Genomic DNA, 19,209 nt, shown 5'->3' with positions numbered 1-19,209 from the left:
GCCCGTACGGCTTGTCCCTATAACCTTAGCAGGTTATGGTTGAATAAGAAGTACGTTGGAACGTTCGTTGATACAACAACTTCATTACCCCATTTACTTACTTCTCCAGATTCAGGGCGACGCGCATCGGCGCGCAGCCCAGTACAAGTCAATGCCTGATGACCATAGCAAGTTGGTCCCACCCCTTCCCATCCCGAACAGGACCGTGAAACAACTTTGCGCCGATGATAGTGCTGCAACCAGTGTGAAAGTAGGTTATCGTCAGGCTAGTTATAAGAAGAAGCCCACCAAGTGATCTTGGTGGGCTTTTTTACGTCCAATTAAGTGCTAATATGATAATTATTAAATTATCTATTGGAGCATGTTATGCCTGTTCGTAAGTTGATCGCTGTTGCCGTTGCGCTGGCATTCACCACATCCGCTTACGGGCAGAAGCTTGAAGCTGATACATCGCTGGTGGCGGGAGTGTCAAAAATCACCGGTGCCCGTGACTGGATCGCTCGCCAGGAGCCCGGATTAATCGTTCTGGACGCTCCCGAAGGCGATACCCGCATAGTGCTGGTCGAAGTCGATGCCGCGGATGCCGCGGCGGCAACCGCGGCGGCATGGATACGCTATCAGCCGACCTTCAAGCGCACCATCAAACTGGTGACGACGGAAGAGGCAAGCAACGGCTGGCAGGAACGCAAGGCGACCAGTTACGAGACATCCCCCAGTGAAAAAGCGGTGATATACGCCGAAGCTTTCCGTGAAGGCGACAAGTGGGCGGTGCTGCTGCTCGACGGCAGCGAACAAACCGTCGCCAAGCGCGATGCCGCGCTCGAGCTTGCGCAACAAAGTTTGCGCCCCAAGAACTACCTGCCGGAATCATTCGCCGGCCGCGCGGCGCATCCGCTGGATGCGGCGCGCCAGGCGCAGTTGCGCACCTTCCTGCAAGATTCCATGAAAGTGCTGGGTATTCCCGGCCTGTCGTATGCGTTGTTGGATCATGGCAAGATCGTCTATGAAGGCGGCCTCGGCGTGCGCGAACTGGGCAAGCCGGCACCGGTCGATGCCCACACCTTGTTCATGGCGGCCTCCAATACCAAGGGCATGAGCACGCTGATGCTGTCGACGCTGGTCGATGAGGGCAAGCTGAAATGGGATCAAAAGGTCACCGAAGTCTATCCGGCATTCAAGCTGGGCAGCGCGGAGACCACGTCCAAGGTGGAGGTCAAACACCTGGTGTGCGCCTGCACCGGCTTGCCGCGCCAGGATCTGGAATGGATCTTCGAATTCAAAAACGCCACGCCCGAGACGTCGCTCAAACTGCTGGCCACCAACAGCCCGACCAGCGGTTTCGGAGAGGTCTACCAGTACAACAACCTGATGGCCTCGGCCGCCGGCTATATCGGCGGCCACGTCGCGTATCCGGACAAGCCTTTGGGCGCCGCCTACGATGAAGCGATGCAAAAACGTATCTTCACGCCGCTGGGCATGGACGATACAACCTTCGACATGGCCCGTGCGCTGCGCGCCGACCACGCCAGCCCGCACTCCTACAATGTCGACAGCAAAGTGGAAGTGCTGCCGATGAGTTTTAATTATTCCGTGGTGCCGCATCGGCCGGCCGGCGGCGTCTGGACCTCGGCGCATGACTTGATACGCTACGTCCAGCTGGAGGCCAATCAGGGCAAGCTGCCGGACGGTAAGCAGCTGGTATCGGCCGAAGCCTTGCTGGCGCGTCGCCAGCCGCAAGTGGCGGCTGGCGAAAACCGCAGCTACGGCATGGGTTTATCGGTCGAGACCGCATGGGGCGTGCCGGTGGTCTACCACGGCGGCAGCATGTTTGGCTACAAGAGCGATATCTACCTGATCCCCGGCGAGGGCATCGGTGCCGTGTTGCTGACCAACTCCGACCAGGGGCGTGCGTTGTTGCGCCCCATGTTGCGCCGATTGATGGAACTCGTATACGACGGCAAGCCGGAAGCGCTCGAAGCGGTGCGCGGCGCCGCCGACCGCGGCGCGGCTGAGCGCAAGCAGGAACGCAGCGCCACCACCTTGCCGCCGGATGCGCGCGCCGTCAAGGGCCTGGCCCAGCGCTACCGCAGCGTCGAACTGGGCGACCTGACCGTGCGTCGCAATGGCCGGGGCCTGGTGTTCGATTTCGGCGAATGGCAGACGCCAGTGGGCACGCATAAGAATGAGGATGGCAGCCTGTCCTTCATGACCAGCGCCGCCGCCTTTGCCGGCCTGGAGCTGGTGGCCGGCCGCAGCTCCGGCAAGCGCACGTTGACGGTGCGCGACGGTCAGCATGAATATATCTTTACTGAGCTTTAGCCCATGCCAAGCCCACCGGTGAATAGGTGGGGTTTTTTACCTTTGTGCATTAGAATGGCTTGCATCGAGGAGACGCAGCCCTATGCCAGGTTACGCGACACGTTCCATCTTTTTATGCGGCTTGCTCTTGCTGGCGCTGACGCCTATTGCGCGCGCCGCGCCGCTCAGCCTGCGGTTCGAACACCTCGGCATCGAACAGGGCCTGACCCAGGAATCCGTCACGGCGGTATTGCAGGACCGCCATGGTTACATGTGGCTGGGCACGCAGGCCGGCCTGAATCGCCACGACGGCTACCGCACCACGGCCTTCAAGAACGATCCGGCCAATACCCACAGCCTGCTCGACAACTACATCCATGCGCTGTACGAGGACGGCAACGGCACCATCTGGATCGGCAGCAAAGGCGGGCTGGACCGCTACGATCCCGCCACCCAGTCCTTCGTCCATCCGCTCAGCAAGAGCGGCAACCTGACCGTCCTGAGCATCGTCGGCGACGGCGCGCAGGGATTGTGGCTGGCCACCAACGAAGGCTTGCAGCATCTGGACCCCGCCAGCGGCAAGGTGCAGACGTTGCGGCACGCGGCCGCCGATGCCGACAGCCTGGCCGACGACCGCATCGGCCCGCTGGCGCGCGATCCGTTCGGCAACCTGTGGGTGGGCACGGCCAGCGGCCTGGAAATGTTGAAGGCTGGCGGCCACAAGTTTAAGCACTGGTCTGCGCGCGATGGCGCCGCGCCGTCCAGCACTATTCTGTCGCTGTCGATCGGCGCCGACGGTGTGCTGTGGGCCGGCACCATGCAGGGCTTGCAGGCATGGCGCCTGGCCAGCGACGGCGCCGAGCGCATGCCGCTGGCGCCGGCCGATGACTTGCATGAGCAGCGCGTCACCGCGCTGCTGCACGACAGCGACGGCGTGCTGTGGGCCGGCAGTTATAGCGACGGCCTGAAGCGGCGCGATCCGGTCACGCGGCGTTTCTACACCTACCGGCACAACAGCCAGGACCGCCACGGCGTCGGCGACAACCAGATCAGCGCGCTGTACCAGGACCGTACCGGCACCCTGTGGGTGGGCAACTGGTACACCGGCCTGGACTGGGTGGACCTGACCAGCGGCGGCTTCGAGCGCTACACCGAATACCCCGGCGTGATGCCCAGCATCAGCAACAACAAGGTGCGCGTGATCACTGGTGCCGGACCCAACAAGTACTGGCTGGGCACCGGCAACGGCCTGACCCTGCTCGACACCGCCAAGGGCGAAACCGAGGTCTGGCGCCATAGCGAGCGCGATCCGACCAGCCTGCCGGGCGACCAGATCCAGGCGCTGCAGACCGACCGGCGCGGCCGCCTGTGGGTGGGCAGCGTCACCGGCCTGGCCTGGCGCGATGCGGCCGGCGGCCCGTTCACGCGGGTGGTGCTGGACGCCGATCCCGCGGCGGCGGCGATACAGCGCATCGTGGTCGACCATGGCGGCGTCATCTGGGTGGCATCGCGCGCCGGCTTGCACCGCATCGATCCGCACACCAGCGCGGTCAGCACCTGGCGCCACGACGCCGCCGACCCGAACAGCCTGGACGGGCGCATCTATGCGCTGATGGAGGACAGCCACGGCGTGCTGTGGGTGGGCACGGAAAACGGCCTCGACCGTTTCGACCGCGCCAGCGGCACCTTCCGCCACTACCGCCACGAGCCCGGCAAGGCGGACAGTCTCAGCCACAAGCGCGTGCACTACACCTACGAGGATGACAAGGGCCGCCTGTGGATAGGCACGGCGGCCGGCTTGTGCCGCGCAGAGCAGGGGGCCGACGGCGAACTGCATTTCCGCTTCGTCCCGACCAACAGCGGCCGCGCGCCGGACCCGGTCGGCGCCATCCTCAGCGATGACCATGGCCGCTTGTGGGTCAGCAGCACCTCCGGCGTGGCGATGCTCAATCCCGACACCGGTGCGTTCAAGGAGTACACCTCGCGCGACGGCCTGATCGACGGCTCCTACTTCATCGGTTCCGGCTACAAGGCGGCCGACGGCACGCTGTTCTTTGGCGGCCTGTCGGGTGTGACCGCGTTCCAGCCGGCGCGCATCCACGACAACCCGCACGCGCCGCCAGTGTCGATCACGGATTTCTCCATTTTCAACCAGTCCATCCTGACCGGCCAGACGCGCAGCGACGTGCTGGAGAAGGGGCCGATCTACGAAGCGCAGACGCTCAGGCTGGGCTACCGCGACGCCGTCTTCTCGTTCGAGTTCGCCGGCCTGCACTACGCCGATCCGCAGCGCAACCGCTACGCCTACCAGCTGGAAGGCTTCGATCCACAGTGGGTGACGGCCGACGCCGGCAAACGCTTCGCCACCTACACCAATCTCGACGCCGGCCGCTACGTGTTCCGCGTCAAGGCCGCCAACAAGGACGGGGTCTGGAGCAGCGAGCCGGTGGCGATGGAAGTAATCATCGCGCCGCCGCTGTGGAAGACCTGGTGGTTCCGCCTGCTGGTGCTGAGCCTGGCGCTGGGCGGGGTCTACCTGCTGTTCCGCATCCGCATCCGCATGCTGGTGAACCAGAAGCACGTGCTGGAGGCGGAAGTGGGCAACCGCACGCGCGAGCTGGTGCAGCAGAAGGATGCGATCGAGCGGCAAAAGCGCGAGGTGGAACACCAAAAGGAAAGCGTGGAACTGGCGCACCGTAACATCTCGCTGCTGTCCGATATCGGCCGCCGCATCACCGCTAACCTGGACAGCGAAGCCATCATGGCCATGCTGTACCAGCAGGTGCATGCGCTGATGGACGCCAGCGTGTTCGGCATCGGCATCTACCGGCCCAAGGAGGAGGTGATCGAGTATCCGTTCGCGATGGAGAAGGGCAAGCGCTACGCGCCCTACACCCGCAGCATGCGCGAGCCCAACCAGTTGGCGGTGTGGTGCATCACGCATGCGCGGGAAGTGTTCATCAACGACCTCGAGCACGAGTACCAGCGCTACATCGAGCATCTGGAACTGGTCTCCGGCGCCGACGACATGGGCACGCTGGAGGATGGCTCATTGCCGACCGAGCCGCGCTCGCTGATCTATGTGCCGATTTCGGTGGCAGGCCAGGTGCGCGGCGTGATCACCGTGCACAGCTACCGCGCCAACGCCTACCAGCGCATCGATCTCGACATGCTGACCACGCTGGCCTCCTACGTGGCGGTGGCCTTCGCCAACGCCGATTCCTACCGCCAGCTCCAGGACACGCAGCAGCAATTGGTGGAGCGCGAGAAGCTGGCGGCGCTGGGGGCGCTGGTGGCCGGCGTCGCGCACGAGCTGAACACGCCGATCGGCAACAGCCTGGTGATCGCCAGCACGCTGGAGGACAAGACGGCGGAGATCGACCTGCGCCAAACGCAGAACACCTTGCGCCGTTCCGACCTGACCAGCTTCATCGAGGCCGCGCGCGAAGCGTCGCTGCTGCTGATGCGCAGCCTGCGCAACGCGGCGGAATTGGTGAACAGTTTCAAGCAGGTGGCGGTGGACCAGGCCAGCGCCAAGCGGCGCCACTTCAATCTGCACCAGGCCAGCCAGGAAATCGTGACGACGATGAAGAACCAGATCCGCAAGGCCGGCCATCAGGTGGAGCTGGAAATGCCGGACGATATACAGATGGACAGCTTCCCCGGCCCTTACGGCCAGGTCATCATCAACCTGATCAACAACGCGCTGCTGCATGCGTTCGAGGGCCGCAGCGGCGGCGTCATCAAGCTGTGGGCGGTGCGGCTGGGGCCGGACCAGGTGCGCATCGTGTTCCAGGACGACGGCAAGGGCATCCAGCTGGAGCACCAGGCGCGCATCTTCGATCCCTTCTTCACCACCAAGCTGGGGCAGGGCGGCAACGGCCTGGGCCTGAGCATCACCTACAACATCGTCACCTCGCTGTTGGACGGCACCATCCGGGTCGACAGCGCGCTCGATGTGGGCACGCGCTTTACGCTGGATCTGCCGCTCAAGGCGACGCTGTTGGGCGACTAGCGGGCGGGGCTCAGATGCCCCAGATGATGCTCTCGTTTTCCTGCTTGGCCGAGCGCAACATTTCCAGCAGCGGGAAGGCGCGGGCGGCAAAACCGACCCGTTGCATCACCGCATGCTCCATCGTTTCGCCATCTTCCTGCTCGTGGGTGTGGACGTCGTGCTCGACGTCCGTTTCAGGATGCAATTTGCTCGCAGCAACTTCACCTTCCAGCAAGGACAACGCGTGCGCCGCTTCCTCCGCGGTGATCACGCCGCGCGTAGGATTTTTGTGCAACAGGTCCAGGATGCGCTGGGCATGTTCCTGGTACATCAGAACTTCTGGACTGGACTTCGATTTGAAGGAAATTAACATAGCGTGCTTTCTTAATCTTGTAATTGGAACGATAGCACGACGCACCGTTTCTTGCCTGAGCGGTCCGTCGTAGTCAAGACATTAGGCCTTGGTGAGCACTATACAAGAGGCGATCCCATCTGTATGAGCGCTAGCGCACATCAGATTAAGCATTTTCTAAGCCTGCGGCGATGTTTCAGTTCAGTTTGAAGGAGCTGAGATAGGTTTCGACCTGGTCCTGCACGATATGCTGGTCGCGGCCCATGACGATCACCTGGTAAATCCGCTTGTCGCGGGCGATGAAATGGCCGATCAGGCGCATCGCTTGGCCATTCTGGCTGCCCTTGGCCTCGACGTCGAGCGTGGCTTGCTTGCCGTCGGCGGCGGATTTGGTGCTGGTGACGGTGGCGCCGATATTGTTGACCAGCGCGGTCTTCATGGCCTCGATCGCGGCTGGGCCCTGGGCCGCATCCGCCAGCTGGGCGCTGCCGACGGCGAAGATGACGCCGTCCACTTCGACCGCCGTCATTGTCATATTCACCGACAGGGTATCGAGCTCGATGCTGCGGGTCTGGCTGGCCGGCTTGCCGGGGAAGAGCACGGCGTAGGGCGCGTCAGTGCTGCGGTAGTCGCGCCAATCGTATTGCGGGCTGCAGGCCGACAGGGCGGCGGCCAGCAGCAGCGCCAGGGAGATTTTTTTCATCAGGATTTGGCTTTCTTTTTACGTTGTTCTTCCTGGCGCTTCCAGTCGTCGATATGGACTTGCTGGCGCAGCACGCGGGAGTTGGGATCGATGGTGTACAGCGCTTGCGGCGGCAGCGTCAGTTCGCCCTTGCCGTCGGTCATGGGCAGTGTTTCGATGCGGCCGTTGACGCGCACCTCGACCGGCATCGGGAAGGCGCCTCCATCCTTCAGCTTCCAGCTCAGCTTGAGCTGCTGGCCGCTGCGCTCCTCGACCAGCTCCGGCAGCGCCGCGTGGTACAGGTAGGCGTCGAAGAACCAGCCCAGGTCGCGGCCGCTGGCCGCGTTGGCGATGGCGATGAATTCCGTGGTGCTGCTGTAGCGCGGCGTGAAGTTGCCCGGCTTGGGCGTCTCGGTGCCGTACACCATGCGGCGCGTGGCGCGGAAGAAGGCGTCGTCGCCGATCAGCTTGCGCAGCGTGTGCAGGATCAGCGAGCCCTTGGTGTAGATATCGTTGCCGGGGCCGCCGCGTTCGTCCTGGTAGACATCTTCGATGCGTTTGGATTTGCCGCTCACCACGGGCACCTTGTTGAGCAGCGCCTTGCGCTGGGTGAACAGTTCGGCCTGGAATTCCCTCTCGCCGCGCAGATGCTCCAGGTACAGCGGCTGCATATAGCTGCCGAAGCCTTCGTGCAGCCACATATCGTCCCAGTCGGCGTTGGTCATCTGGTTGCCGAACCATTCGTGCGACAGTTCGTGGTGCAGCAGCCAGTCGTAGCCCATCGGCGACTTGGCGTAGCCATTGCCGTAGGCGTTGATGGTCTGGTGCTCCATGCCCAGGTGCGGGGTTTCGACCACGCCCATTTTCTCGTCGCCAAACGGATAGGGGCCGATGCGGGCCTCGAAGAAATCGAGCATCGGCGCGAATTCGGCGAACAGGCCCTGGGCCTGCTTATCGTGCCCCTTCAGGTACCACATGCGCAGCGGGATCTTGTTGCCGTAGCGGCTGTCGTATTCGCCGGCCAGCAACTCGTAGGGGCCGATGTTGAGGGCGACGCCGTAGGTGCTGGGGTTCTTCGCGCGCCAGTGGTAGGTGCGCCAGCCGTCCTTCTCGTCCATGCCGAGCGCGACGCCGTTGCCGGCCACCACCAGCGGCGACGGCACGCTGATGTGCAGGTCGATCAATTTCGGCTTGCCCTGCGGATGGTCGATGCAGGGCCAGAACAGGTCGCAGCCTTCGCCTTCGACGGTGGTGGAGATCCACGGCTGGCCGTCCTCGGTCTTGCTCCACATGAAGGCGCCATCCCACGGCGCGTGCGAGGCCACGTGCGGCACGCCGTGGTAGCGGATGCGCACGGTGGTGCGGGCGCCGGCCGCCAGCGGCGTCGGCAGGGTCAGGTAGAGGCGGCCGTCCGGGTTGTTGATCGCCGCCGGCGCCAGCTGCACCCCGTCCACGCTGGCGTAGTCGATGGGCAGGTTGCGGTCCAGCTCGACCGCGATGCGGGTCAGCGGCGCGCTGGCCAGGAAGGTCAGCGCGGCGTCGCCGCTGATGCTGCGGGTGGCGGGATCGACGCGCAGCGCCAGGTCGGCCTGTTCGAAGGTGACGGCCAGCTGTTCCGGCGCGCGCGGGCTGCCGGAGTTGGCGGTGAAGTCGGTCAACGGCAGCTGGGTGGTGGCGCAACCGGCCAGCAGCGCGCTGGCGGCAAGGTAGAGGGGCAGGCGTGTCATCGAATTCCCGTTCAATATTCTTGGTGCAACATAGTAGCAAGAATAACGCGGGAAAACGTAAATCTCGCCGATCAGCGTTGACGGGCTTTGCGCAAGGAGCGCGCAGGTGCTCAGCGGTCGCGCAGCGCCCGCCGGTACTGGACCGCTTCGCGGACATGCGGTTCGAGGATACGCTCGCTGCCCGCCAGGTCGGCGATGGTGCGCGCCACGCGCAGAATACGGTGGTAAGCCCGCCCGGACCATTGGAAGAATTCCATGCTGTGTTTCAGGCTGGCCTTGCCGGGGCGGTCGAGTTTGCAATATTGGTCGATCTCGCGCGTGCTCAGGTATTGGTTGCGCTTGCCCTGGCGTTGCAGCTGGCGGTTGGTGGCCGCCTGCACCCGGGCGGCGATCACGCGCGACGGTTCGCCGTCGGCGTCCGCCGCCAGGATGTCGGGATCGACCGCGCCCACTTCCTGCTGGATGTCGATGCGGTCCAGCAGCGGCCCCGAGAGACGGCCCTGGTAGCGCTGGATAATGTCCGGCGAACAGCGGCAGATGCCGCTGATGTGGCCATCGTAGCCACAAGGGCAGGGGTTCATCGCGGCAATCAGCTGGAAGAGCGCGGGGAAGTCGGCCTGCCGGGCGGCGCGTGAAATGGTGATGCGGCCCGACTCCAGCGGCTCGCGCAACACATCCAGTACGCTGCGCGCGAACTCGGGCAACTCATCCAGAAACAGCACGCCCCGGTGCGCCAGCGAAATCTCGCCCGGCCTCGGCACGCTGCCGCCGCCAACCAGGGCCACGCCGGATGAGGTGTGGTGCGGCGAGCGGAACGGACGGCGCTTCCATTGCTCGATGCGGAAGGCGCCCGTCAGCGATTGCACGGCGGCCGCTTCCAATGCTTCCTCGTCCGTCATCTCCGGCAGCAGGCCGGGGAAGCGCACCGCCAGCATGGTCTTGCCTGCGCCTGGCGGACCGACCAGCAACACCGAGTGATTGCCCGCCGCCGCCACCTCCAGCGCCCGCTTGGCGAACACCTGACCCTTGACGTCGGCAAAGTCGGGATACTCCAGCCGCGCCACCAGCGGCGCCGAGTCGTGGCGCGACAGCATGGACTCGACCGACTTGGCCGCGAAATGGCTGCACACCTGCAGCAGCGATTGCGCCGGGTAGATGGCGGCGTCGCCGACCAGCGCCGCCTCGTCGGCATTGGCCAGCGGCAGGATGAAGGCCAGCGTGCCGCCGTCGCGGCGCGTGGCCAGCGACATCGCCAGCGCGCCGCGGATCGGCCGCAACTCGCCGGACAGGGACAATTCGCCGGCAAACTCGTATTGATGCAGGCGGGTGGAGGGGATCTGTTTGGAGGCCGCCAGGATGCCCAACGCAATCGGCAAATCGAACCGGCCTGATTCTTTCGGCAAATCAGCGGGGGCGAGGTTGACGGTGATGCGTTGCGCCGGGAATTCGAAGCCGCCGTTCTGGATGGCGGCGCGGACGCGGTCCTTGGCTTCCTTGACCTCGGTGTCGGCGAGGCCGACGATGGTGAAGGCCGGCAAGCCGTTGGCCAGATGCACTTCGACGCTGACCTCCTGCGCCTCCATGCCCGCCAGGGCGCGGCTTTTGAGTACGGCTAGGCTCATGGGGTAGCGGACGACCAGTGGGGATACCAGCCGCCAGCGTAGCCCAGGCCCGCCGTGGTGCTTTGCGCTAGCCCAAACGGGCGCGGCGCGGACCCGCTTTATTGGCCTGCTTTGGCTTCCAGTTCCGCCAGGCGCGCTTCCAGCGCTTCCAGTTTGGCGCGGGTCTTGGCCAGAACTTGCGCCTGGACGTCAAACTCTTCGCGCGTCACCAGGTCCAGCTTGGCAAAACCCTGGGTCATCATCGACTTCACGTTCTTCTCGATGTCCTTTGCTGGTGAGTTTTCGATGGCCTGATTGATCTTTCCCTGCAGGTCGTTAAAAAAAGTGTTCATATCCATAATATTCCTTGATCTCGCCAGCAATGCACTGCACCATTGCAGTGCACTCCAGCCTTAATGTGGTGCGAAATTCGGCAAAATCACCGCCGCACCCATCCCATTCTCACATTCTTTCCAATGCGGTCCCGTTGCCCTAGTTGATACAGCAGCTATCAGCTCGACAACATTAGCTGGCACGCATTCTGCTACAGAAGCTATGAACGCATACACCGCTTCGCTACAACCAGAATTTTAAACCGCAACTGCTAATTAAGTTCAACTACACAAGGAAAACAACGATGAAAAACTTGAGCAAGAACTTCACCCTGATCGCAGCGTTGACTTTAGCATTCGCCTCCATGAGCGCCGGCATGGCGCGCGCCGAAGACGCGGCACCCGCGGCCGAAGCGAAACCGGACAATGAAGTCAGCTTCAACGCTGCCGTTGTCAGCGACTACCGTTACCGCGGCGTATCGCAAACCCGTCTGAAACCTGCACTGCAGGGTGGCGCAGACTACACCAACAACCCAACCGGCCTGTACGCCGGCACTTGGCTGTCCACCATCAAGTGGATCAAGGACACCCCGGGCGGCGACGGCGATGTCGAATGGGATCTGTACGCAGGCAAACGCGGCGAGATCGTCAAGGACGTGAGCTATGACGTCGGCGGCCTGTACTACTTCTACCCTTCGAACGGCCTGCACCCTAACGCCAACACCTTCGAATTGTACGGCCAGATCGGCTACGGCCCGGTCACGCTGAAATACTCGCAATCGACGACCAACCTGTTCGGCTTTGCCGACAGCAAGAACAGCGGCTACGTCGACGCATCCGGCAATTTCGACCTGGTCGACGGCTACGTGCTGAACGTGCACGCCGGCCACCAGAACGTCAAGCACAACGGCGCCTCCAGCTACACCGACTACAAGCTGGGCGTGACCAAAGATTTCGGCGTAGTGACGGTGGCATTGGCGGCGGTCTATGCCGACACGAAAGCCTACGTCGGACCGGACGGGAAGAACCTGGCCAAAACCGGGGCTGTCCTGACCATTTCCAAAACCTTCTAAGCGAGGCCAGCATGAAAATGATTACCGCCATTATCAAGCCGTTTAAGCTCGACGAGGTCCGCGAGGCCCTGTCGGCGATCAACGTGCAAGGCATCACCGTGACCGAGGTCAAAGGCTTCGGTCGCCAGAAAGGCCACACCGAGCTGTACCGCGGTGCGGAATACGTGGTGGACTTCCTGCCCAAGACCAAGATCGAAGCGGCGGTGGACGATTCCATCGTCGAACAAGCGATAGAAGCGATCGAAGGCGCTGCCCGCACCGGCAAAATCGGCGACGGCAAAATCTTCGTGTACAACCTGGAACAAGTCATACGCATTCGTACCGGCGAAACCGGCAACGAAGCTCTTTAAGGGGAAGCTTGATGAAAAAAACTATAACAACATTGCTGGCTGGGGTATCCATCCTGTTCGCGCTGTCCGCGCCGGTGCACGCCGAGGATGCCAAACCGGCCGCTTCGGCCCCGGTCGCCTCCGCTGCCGCTCCGGCCGCATCGGCGCCTGAAGCGGCCCCTGTCGCCGCCGCGCCAGCCGCTGCACCGGCTGCCGCGCCAGCCGCCGCCGCGCCGGCGGAAGCTGCCCCGGCCGCCCCGGCCGCAGCTCCCGTGCCGAACAAAGGCGACACCGCCTGGATGATGGTCTCGACCATCCTGGTCATCATGATGTCGATTCCCGGCCTGGCGCTGTTCTACGGCGGCCTGGTCCGTTCCAAGAACATGCTGTCCATCCTGCTGCAAGTGTTCACCATCTTCGCGCTGATCATCGTGCTGTGGTGCGTGTACGGCTACTCGCTGGCCTTCACCGAAGGCAACGCCTTCGTCGGCAAGTTCGACCGCCTGTTCCTGAACGGTATCTGGGATCCGGCCAAGGCCACCTTCGCCACCGCCGCCACCTTCAGCAAAGGCGTGGTCATTCCGGAGTTCGTGTACGTGGTGTTCCAGGCGACCTTCGCCGCCATCACCTGCGGCCTGATCGTCGGTTCCTTCGCCGAACGCGCCAAGTTCACCGCGGTGCTGGCCTTCATCGTGCTGTGGTTCACTTTCGCTTACCTGCCGATCGCCCACATGGTCTGGTTCTGGACCGGTCCTGACGCGATCAAGGATGCCGCGACGCTGGCCACCGAAACCGCCAAAGCCGGCTTCCTGTGGCAAAAAGGCGCGCTGGACTTCGCCGGCGGCACCGTGGTGCACATCAACGCCGCAGTCGCCGGCCTGGTGGGCGCTTACATGATGGGCAAACGCGTCGGCTACGGCCGCGAATCCATGGCGCCGCACTCGCTGACCATGACCATGATCGGCGCTTCGCTGCTGTGGGTGGGCTGGTTCGGTTTCAATGCCGGTTCGGCGCTGGAAGCGGGCGACGTCGCCGCACTGGCCTTCGTCAACACGCTGCTGGCTACCGCCGCCGCCACCATGTCCTGGCTGCTGGGCGAGTGGATCATCAAAGGCAAACCTTCGATGCTGGGTGCCGCTTCGGGCGCCGTTGCCGGCCTGGTGGCCATCACCCCGGCCTGCGGCTACGTCGGTCCGATGGGCGCGCTGATCATGGGCCTGCTGGCCGGTGTCATCTGCCTGTGGGGCGTGAACGGCCTGAAGCGCCTGCTGGGTGCTGACGACTCGCTGGACGTGTTCGGCGTGCACGGCGTCGGCGGTATCCTGGGCGCGCTGCTGACCGGCGTGTTCGCTTCGCCATCGCTGGGCGGCCAGGGCATCTTCGACTACGTCACCAACAAGATGTCGGCAGATCCCTACTCGATCGTCAGCCAAGTGACGATCCAGGGCACCGCCATCGGTACCACGATCATCTGGTCGGGCATCGTTTCGCTGATCGCCTACAAACTGGTCGACATCGTCATCGGTCTGCGCGTGCCGGAAGAAGAGGAACGCGAAGGCCTGGACATCACCAGCCATGGCGAGTCCGCGTATCACGCTTAATCCTATGCTTAATTGGTAATGTTGTATCGGCCCGCCTCGGCGGGCTCACCGAAAAGCGCCTCCAAAAGAGGCGCTTTTTTTATTTCCCGCCTTTAAAATAGGGTTTTCGCCCCGATTTGGGGTATCTGCACGGTAATATCTGATGTTCTGCGTGCCTGGAGGGTCGTCCTCCCGCATCATTTAAGGAAGTAATCATGGTTCCCCATCTTGTCACGGCCCTGACCGGACCGCTGCTCGACCTCGAAGAAAAGATCCTGGCGGCAACGCCAGCCATTGAGCGCTGGTTCCGCCTGGAGTGGCAGGAGCATACGCCGCCGTTCTATTGCTCGGTCGATATGCGCAATGCCGGCTACAAGCTGGCGCCGGTCGACACCAATCTGTTCCCCGGCGGCTTCAACCACCTGGCCACGGAAATGCTGCCGCTGTCGGTGCAGGCCGCCATGGCCGCGATCGACAAATATTGCCCGGATGCCCGCAACCTGCTGCTGATCCCGGAAGTGACCCAGCGCCATCCGACCTACTGGCAGAACGTCGCGCGGCTGATGCAGATCTTCCGCCAGACCGGCCTGCACGTGCGGCTGGGCTCGCTGTCGCCGGAGATCACCCAGCCGACCCCGCTGGCCCTGCCGGACGGCAATATGCTGGTGGTCGAGCCGCTGGTGCGTTCGGCCAACGGCCGCCGCGTCGGCCTGAAGGATTTCGATCCCTGCACGATCTTGCTCAACAACGACCTGTCGGCCGGCATTCCTGACATTTTGCAGAACATCCACGAGCAAAGCCTGCTGCCACCGCTGCACGCCGGCTGGGCCGTGCGCCGCAAGGGCAACCACATGAACGCCTACGACGAGGTGGTCAAGAAGTTCGGCAAGCTGATCGGCGTCGATCCGTGGATGCTCAACCCCTTCCACGCCAAGTGCGACGCCGTCAATTTCCGCACCGGCGAGGGCTACGACTGCCTGGCCGCGAATATCGACGCGCTGCTGTCCAAGATCAAGAAGAAGTACAAGGAATACGGCATCAAGGACCAGAAGCCGTTCGTGATCGTCAAGCCGGACGCCGGAACCTACGGCACCAGCATCCTGACGATCAAGGATTCCAGCGAAATCAAGGACTTGAGCCAGGCCCAGCGCGACAAGATGATCGTCATCAAGGATGGCAAGGAAGTGACCGACTTCATCATCCAGGAAGGCGTGCCGACCTTCGAGAGCATCAAGGATGCGGTGGCCGAACCGGTGGTCTACATGATCGACCGTTACGTGGTGGGCGGTTTCTACCGCGTGCATGCGGAAAAGGGCATCGACCAGAACCTCAACGCGCCCGGTTCGCAGTACGTGCCGCTGGCGTTCGCCCAGCAGCACGCGGTGCCGGACCTGAAGGCCAAGCCGGGCACGGCGGCGCCGAACCGTTTCTACGTCTACGGCGTGGTGGCGCGGCTGGCCTTGCTGGCGGCGTCGCTGGAAATGGAACGCACCGATCCCAATCCGGAAGTCTATTAAGCCACCGGGGAGCGGACTGCTCCGCTCCCCGGTGCGGCAGGCGAATCTCGGCTAAAATCAGGCATTACCCAGAATGGATGCGCCCATGAAAATAGCTTTCCTCGCCGATCCCTTGGCCAGCTTCAAAACCTACAAGGATTCGACCTACGCCATGATGGTGGAAGCGGCCAAGCGCGGCCACGCCGTCTACGCCTTCGAGCAAAAAGACATGGCGCTGGACAGCGGCGTGGTCTATGCCAACGCGGCCGCGATCACCCTCACCGGCGACAGCCACGACTGGTACCGCGCGGCGCCCGCCCACGAAACCAATCTGGGCGACTTCGACGCCATCATCCAGCGCAAAGATCCTCCGTTCGACATGGAGTACATCTACGGCACCTACCTGCTGGAGCTGGCCGAGAAGCAGGGCGCCAAGGTGTTCAACAAGCCGTCCGCGATCCGCGACCACAACGAAAAGCTGGCCATCGCCCAGTTCAGCCAGTTCACCTCGCCGACCCTGGTGACGGCCGACGAAGCGCGCATCCGCGCCTTCCAGAAGCACCACGGCGACATCATCCTCAAGCCGCTCGACGGCATGGGCGGCGCCGGCGTGTTCCGCGTGGCGGCCGACGGCATGAACCTGGGCGCCATCATCGAAACGCTGACCGACAACGGCGCCCGCACCATCATGGTGCAGCGCTATATCCCCGAGATCGTCAAGGGCGACAAGCGCATCCTGGTGATCGCCGGCAAGCCGGTGCCGTTCGCGCTGGCGCGCATCCCGCAGAACGGCGAAGTGCGCGGCAACCTGGCGGCCGGCGGCGTCGGCGTGGCCCAGCCGCTGACCGAGCGCGATTATGAAATTGCCAATACCCTGGGCCCGATACTGGCCGCCCGTGGCCTGTTGCTGGTAGGATTAGATGTTATTGGCGATTGCCTGACGGAAGTAAACGTCACCAGCCCAACCTGCTTCCAGGAAATCACCCAGCAAACGGGTTTCCAGGTGGCGGCGATGTTCGTCGACGCCGTCGAAGCGGCCGTGCAGGCTAAATAACTAACAATTAATACGCGCGGGACGTCAAAAAACGTCCGCGCTCACTGGCGGTTTAAGAATATGGTTGGCATACTGCTTATGACGCACGCACCACTGGGACAGGCCTTCATTGCCGCCTGCGCCCATGTGTTCCGTGGTCCCACCGAGCGGCTGGAGGCGATCGACGTGATCGCCGACCAGGACCTCGGCGAAGTCCAGGCACTGGCGGCGGCGGCGATCAAGCGTCTCGACGACGGCGACGGGGTGCTGGTCATCACCGACGTCAAAGGCGGCACGCCCGCCAACTGCTGCAACCGCCTGGCGGATGCCGGCCGGGTGGAGGTGATCGCGGGCATCAGTTTGCCGATGCTGCTGCGCGCCATCACCTACCGCCGCGACGCGCTGGACGTGGTGGTGGAAATGGCTCTCGCCGGCGCGCAGAGTGGGGCAGTGCGCGTCGACAACCGAATCCGGGTCGGGCAATCCTGACTCCGGAATTATTTTTTGCAGTGCGCATTTCTGATTGAGACAAAAGAAAAATGATTCAACAAGAACTTGAGATTATCAACAAGCTTGGTTTGCATGCGCGTGCCTCCGCCAAATTCACCCAACTGGCAGCAAAATTTCAAAGCGACGTCTGGCTGACCCGCAACGCGCGCCGCATCAACGCCAAGTCCATCATGGGCGTGATGATGCTGGCCGCCGGCAAGGGCGCCAAGGTCACGCTGGAAGCCGACGGCGCCGATGAGGGCGATTGCATCGCCGCGCTGACGGCGCTGGTCAACGACAAGTTCGGCGAAGGCGAGTAATGCCCGCGGAACGCAGCCGTCCCCGCACCCCCACCGGCCCGGCCATGGCTTCCTTCACGCTGCATGGCATCCCGGTGTCGCGCGGCATCGCCATCGGCCGCGCCCACAAGCTGGCGCCGGCGGCGCTGGACGTCAAGCACTACCTGGTGGCGGAAGAGCATCTGGAAGCCGAAGTGTCGCGCCTGCAGCAGGCGCTGCTGCAGGTGCACAAGGAACTGCAGACGCTGTGGAACGAACTGCCGAAGGATGCGCCGACCGAACTGGGCGCCTTCATCGACGTCCACGCGCTGATCCTGTCCGACCCGATGATCTCGGAGGCGCCGTTGGACATCATCCGCACCCGCCACTACAACGCCGAGTGGGCGCTGCTGACCCAGATCGACGAGCTGTCGGCGCAGTTCGACGAAATCGAAGACCCCTACCTGCGCGAGCGCAAGGCCGACATCCAGCAGGTCGCCGAGCGCGTGCTGAAGGTGTTGATGGGCACCGCCCAGATCCTGCCCGCCACGACCGGCGAGGACGGCTTCCAGGCGCAGATGATCATCGTCGCCCACGACATCTCGCCGGCCGACATGCTGCAATTCCGCGACCGCTCCTTCATCGGCTTCGTCACCGACGTCGGCGGCCAGAACTCGCACACGGCCATCGTCGCCCGCAGCCTGGACATCCCGGCGGCGGTCGGCATGTCCGGCGCCTCGACCCTGATCGAACAGGACGACTGGCTGATCATCGACGGCGACGCCGGCGTGGTGATCGCCAATCCGAGCGCGCTGGTGCTGGAGCAGTACCGCGAACGCCAGGGCGCCGCCGCCCGCGCGCGCAAAAAGCTCAATAAACTGAAGAAGACGCCCGCCATCACCAGGGACGGCGTCGAGATCATGCTGATGGCGAACATCGAGCTGCCGGACGACTGCGTCTCGGCGATGGAGGCGGGCGCCAACGGCGTCGGCCTGTTCCGCTCCGAGTTCCTGTTCATGGGCCGCAACAGCCGCATCCCGTCCGAGGACGAGCAGTTCGAACAGTACAAGAGGGCCGTGGTGGCGATGAAGGGCCGGCCGGTCACCATCCGCACGCTCGACATCGGCGCCGACAAGCCGCTCGACCAGACCGAACACACGGCGCTCAATCCGGCGCTGGGCCTGCGGGCGATCCGCTACTGCCTGGCCGAGCCGCAGATCTTCCTGACGCAGCTGCGCGCCATCCTGCGCGCGTCGGCGTTCGGCAAGGTGCGCATCCTGATCCCGATGCTGGCGCACGCCTTCGAGATCGACCAGTCGCTGGCGATGATCGCCCAGGCCAAGGCCGAGCTGCGCGAACAGAACATCAAGTTCGACGACGACGTCGACGTCGGCGCCATGATCGAAATCCCGGCCGCCGCGCTGGCGCTGCCGATGTTCGTCAAGCGCATGGACTTCCTGTCGATCGGCACCAATGACCTGATCCAGTACACGCTGGCGATCGACCGGGTTGATTATGAGGTCGCGCACCTTTACAATCCGCTGCATCCGGCGGTGCTGCAATTGATCTCGATGACGATTGCGGCCGGGCATAAAGCCGGGATCGACGTGGCCGTGTGCGGCGAGATGGCGGGCGACATCAAGCTCACGCGCCTGCTGCTGGGCATGGGCTTGCGCGAATTCTCGATGCATCCGGCGCAGCTGCTGTCGGTCAAGCAGGAAATCCTGAACAGCGACCTTGCGCGGCTGATGCCGCAAACCCGCAAGATCATGCGCTCGATGGAACCCAACGTGATTGCAGACGCGGTCGAACAATTGCAGTTGTTGTAGCCGAGGGTGCTACAAAATGCCCACAGCGTCGTTATGGCTCCTCGCCGTACTAACGTACTGTCTTCGTCGCCATGCCTAGCTGTGAGCATTTTGTAGCACCCTCTAAGTGGTGGGAC

At 63.4% G+C, this 19,209-nt stretch carries 15 protein-coding genes and 1 rRNA gene; 11 read left to right on the top strand and 5 right to left on the bottom strand.

The annotated features are described in order from the left end of the window. Window positions 1-154 precede the first annotated feature (154 nt). The 3 genes from rrf (at window position 155) to AC07OK_RS28410 (ending at window position 6,313) form a co-directional block, all read left to right on the top strand. Window positions 155-267: ribosomal RNA gene (gene rrf, locus AC07OK_RS28420) — 5S ribosomal RNA — on the top strand. 198 nt (window positions 268-465) lie between these two features. Further along, window positions 466-2,319 (top strand): serine hydrolase domain-containing protein, encoded by a 1,854-nt coding sequence (locus tag AC07OK_RS28415; RefSeq protein ID WP_494693411.1) that lies wholly within the window; start codon window positions 466-468, stop codon window positions 2,317-2,319. A gap of 82 nt (window positions 2,320-2,401) precedes the next feature. Further along, entirely contained in the window at window positions 2,402-6,313 is a 3,912-nt protein-coding gene (locus AC07OK_RS28410) for a sensor histidine kinase (protein WP_494693410.1), read from the top strand. Window positions 6,314-6,323: 10 nt separating this feature from the next. On the opposite strand, the gene AC07OK_RS28405 is transcribed toward AC07OK_RS28410, so the two are convergent. The 5 genes from AC07OK_RS28405 to AC07OK_RS28385 all read right to left on the bottom strand — a co-directional run bounded on the left by AC07OK_RS28405 (window position 6,324) and on the right by AC07OK_RS28385 (window position 11,013). After that, the gene (locus AC07OK_RS28405) at window positions 6,324-6,665 is read right to left on the bottom strand and encodes a DUF1840 domain-containing protein (protein ID WP_494693409.1); all 342 of its coding nucleotides are present in this window, start codon (window positions 6,663-6,665) and stop codon (window positions 6,324-6,326) included. A gap of 175 nt (window positions 6,666-6,840) precedes the next feature. Beyond that, window positions 6,841-7,347, bottom strand: coding sequence for a hypothetical protein (locus tag AC07OK_RS28400; protein WP_494693408.1), 507 nt, complete (start codon window positions 7,345-7,347; stop codon window positions 6,841-6,843). Then, window positions 7,347-9,053 (bottom strand): M1 family metallopeptidase, encoded by a 1,707-nt coding sequence (locus AC07OK_RS28395; protein ID WP_494693407.1) that lies wholly within the window; start codon window positions 9,051-9,053, stop codon window positions 7,347-7,349. The genes AC07OK_RS28400 and AC07OK_RS28395 overlap by 1 nt, the downstream gene beginning before the upstream one ends. A 110-nt stretch (window positions 9,054-9,163) precedes the next feature. Beyond that, a complete protein-coding gene (locus tag AC07OK_RS28390) occupies window positions 9,164-10,675 on the bottom strand; it encodes a YifB family Mg chelatase-like AAA ATPase (protein ID WP_494693406.1) in 1,512 nt (503 codons plus the stop codon). A gap of 98 nt (window positions 10,676-10,773) precedes the next feature. Further along, complete coding sequence (locus AC07OK_RS28385) at window positions 10,774-11,013, bottom strand: accessory factor UbiK family protein (protein ID WP_020704807.1); 240 nt, start codon at window positions 11,011-11,013, stop codon at window positions 10,774-10,776. 278 nt (window positions 11,014-11,291) lie between these two features. On the opposite strand from AC07OK_RS28385, the gene AC07OK_RS28380 reads away from it, so the two are divergent. The 8 genes from AC07OK_RS28380 to ptsP all read left to right on the top strand — a co-directional run bounded on the left by AC07OK_RS28380 (window position 11,292) and on the right by ptsP (window position 19,093). Beyond that, window positions 11,292-12,059 (top strand): TorF family putative porin, encoded by a 768-nt coding sequence (locus AC07OK_RS28380; RefSeq protein ID WP_494693405.1) that lies wholly within the window; start codon window positions 11,292-11,294, stop codon window positions 12,057-12,059. A gap of 11 nt (window positions 12,060-12,070) precedes the next feature. After that, complete coding sequence (locus AC07OK_RS28375) at window positions 12,071-12,409, top strand: P-II family nitrogen regulator (protein WP_008444920.1); 339 nt, start codon at window positions 12,071-12,073, stop codon at window positions 12,407-12,409. A gap of 11 nt (window positions 12,410-12,420) precedes the next feature. Then, window positions 12,421-13,989, top strand: coding sequence for an ammonium transporter (locus tag AC07OK_RS28370; RefSeq protein ID WP_494693404.1), 1,569 nt, complete (start codon window positions 12,421-12,423; stop codon window positions 13,987-13,989). A 194-nt stretch (window positions 13,990-14,183) separates the two neighbouring features. Further along, window positions 14,184-15,485, top strand: coding sequence for a glutamate--cysteine ligase (gene gshA, locus AC07OK_RS28365; protein ID WP_116992222.1), 1,302 nt, complete (start codon window positions 14,184-14,186; stop codon window positions 15,483-15,485). An 85-nt stretch (window positions 15,486-15,570) separates the two neighbouring features. Next, window positions 15,571-16,518, top strand: coding sequence for a glutathione synthase (gene gshB, locus AC07OK_RS28360; RefSeq protein WP_494693403.1), 948 nt, complete (start codon window positions 15,571-15,573; stop codon window positions 16,516-16,518). A gap of 60 nt (window positions 16,519-16,578) precedes the next feature. Next, window positions 16,579-16,986, top strand: a complete 408-nt coding sequence (locus AC07OK_RS28355) for a PTS sugar transporter subunit IIA (protein ID WP_332854407.1) — start codon at window positions 16,579-16,581, stop codon at window positions 16,984-16,986. A 50-nt stretch (window positions 16,987-17,036) separates the two neighbouring features. Continuing rightward, window positions 17,037-17,306, top strand: coding sequence for an HPr family phosphocarrier protein (locus AC07OK_RS28350; protein WP_008444930.1), 270 nt, complete (start codon window positions 17,037-17,039; stop codon window positions 17,304-17,306). Between the two features lie 44 nt (window positions 17,307-17,350). Further along, a complete protein-coding gene (ptsP, locus tag AC07OK_RS28345) occupies window positions 17,351-19,093 on the top strand; it encodes a phosphoenolpyruvate--protein phosphotransferase (protein ID WP_494693412.1) in 1,743 nt (580 codons plus the stop codon). Window positions 19,094-19,209: the final 116 nt, after the last annotated feature.

It is taken from the genome of Duganella sp. GW821-FHT07G03 (genome assembly GCF_059418605.1).
Note: the sequence above shows the minus strand (reverse complement) of the source record. Positions and strands in the feature narration are given on the sequence as shown.

What these genes read in the sequence shown, in the direction of transcription:
- AC07OK_RS28410 (WP_494693410.1), top strand. Translation starts at nt 2,402, where the DNA reads ATGCCAGGTTACGCGACACGTTCCATCTTTTTATGCGGCTTGCTCTTG.
- AC07OK_RS28405 (WP_494693409.1), bottom strand. Translation starts at nt 6,665, where the DNA reads ATGTTAATTTCCTTCAAATCGAAGTCCAGTCCAGAAGTTCTGATGTAC.
- AC07OK_RS28400 (WP_494693408.1), bottom strand. Translation starts at nt 7,347, where the DNA reads ATGAAAAAAATCTCCCTGGCGCTGCTGCTGGCCGCCGCCCTGTCGGCC.
- AC07OK_RS28395 (WP_494693407.1), bottom strand. Translation starts at nt 9,053, where the DNA reads ATGACACGCCTGCCCCTCTACCTTGCCGCCAGCGCGCTGCTGGCCGGT.
- AC07OK_RS28390 (WP_494693406.1), bottom strand. Translation starts at nt 10,675, where the DNA reads ATGAGCCTAGCCGTACTCAAAAGCCGCGCCCTGGCGGGCATGGAGGCG.
- AC07OK_RS28385 (WP_020704807.1), bottom strand. Translation starts at nt 11,013, where the DNA reads ATGGATATGAACACTTTTTTTAACGACCTGCAGGGAAAGATCAATCAG.
- AC07OK_RS28380 (WP_494693405.1), top strand. Translation starts at nt 11,292, where the DNA reads ATGAAAAACTTGAGCAAGAACTTCACCCTGATCGCAGCGTTGACTTTA.
- AC07OK_RS28375 (WP_008444920.1), top strand. Translation starts at nt 12,071, where the DNA reads ATGAAAATGATTACCGCCATTATCAAGCCGTTTAAGCTCGACGAGGTC.
- AC07OK_RS28370 (WP_494693404.1), top strand. Translation starts at nt 12,421, where the DNA reads ATGAAAAAAACTATAACAACATTGCTGGCTGGGGTATCCATCCTGTTC.
- gshA (WP_116992222.1), top strand. Translation starts at nt 14,184, where the DNA reads ATGGTTCCCCATCTTGTCACGGCCCTGACCGGACCGCTGCTCGACCTC.
- gshB (WP_494693403.1), top strand. Translation starts at nt 15,571, where the DNA reads ATGAAAATAGCTTTCCTCGCCGATCCCTTGGCCAGCTTCAAAACCTAC.
- AC07OK_RS28355 (WP_332854407.1), top strand. Translation starts at nt 16,579, where the DNA reads ATGGTTGGCATACTGCTTATGACGCACGCACCACTGGGACAGGCCTTC.
- AC07OK_RS28350 (WP_008444930.1), top strand. Translation starts at nt 17,037, where the DNA reads ATGATTCAACAAGAACTTGAGATTATCAACAAGCTTGGTTTGCATGCG.
- ptsP (WP_494693412.1), top strand. Translation starts at nt 17,351, where the DNA reads ATGGCTTCCTTCACGCTGCATGGCATCCCGGTGTCGCGCGGCATCGCC.